The sequence below is a fragment of the Pseudomonas avellanae BPIC 631 genome (genome assembly GCF_000444135.1).
Classification (GTDB): Bacteria; Pseudomonadota; Gammaproteobacteria; order Pseudomonadales; family Pseudomonadaceae; genus Aquipseudomonas; species Aquipseudomonas avellanae.
Window position 1 is genome coordinate 1 of the sequence record NZ_ATDK01000481.1, and the last position, 622, is coordinate 622.

At 43.4% G+C, this 622-nt stretch carries 1 protein-coding gene; it reads left to right on the plus strand.

Features of this window, described 5'->3' with window-relative positions:
• On the plus strand, positions 1–509 hold a 509-nt coding region (locus DW49_RS0124120; protein ID WP_024421480.1), incomplete at its 5' end, for a T6SS immunity protein Tdi1 domain-containing protein.
• Positions 510–622: the final 113 nt, after the last annotated feature.

A 622-nucleotide genomic window follows, 5' to 3' on the forward strand; every position in this document is an offset into this window, starting at 1 on the left:
CTGCTGCTAAGCTTATCCACAATTGCTGGGACAGAAATCAGCAATCCGTCCTGGGTCAATTTTCAATCGGCAGGGTGGGTCAGTTTTCAATCAGCGCCAACACAGACACCAAATTCTGCAGTCAAGACAAATACCACGTTATAGCTAGAAGTGCGTTTGGAAAGCTTTACGTATGGGGTGAAAAAAACGGATTTAGCTTAACTATAACCAGCTCTATGGCACGTTACGTAGAACGGGAGTCCAAGTTTAAAGGCGACGCCCTCGATTTGGGAATAAGAGCATTTTTCTCTACAAAAAGCCCAAAAACCAATGGTTTTGAAGAACTATTCTTCCCCGCCCTTGAAACTCTCGGTTTACTTAAAGCGGATGAAATGTACGGCTTCGTTCCTGCTCTTGCCCTCGGCGGACCGATGGAACTGAAAAATTTGAAAAAAGTGAAAGTTATCGAGCATTTAACATTTCTCTCCCAGCTTTCTCCACTTCAGGATTGGGGGTTCCCTGATGCCTAAACTCCTGCATCAAAAATTGGCTTTCTTCGTGACCCTGCTAGTGTACTGTTTTCGAAATAAGTTACCCATAACCTGCAAGCTAAGCTATTGATAAGATTTGAATTTTCCGTTAG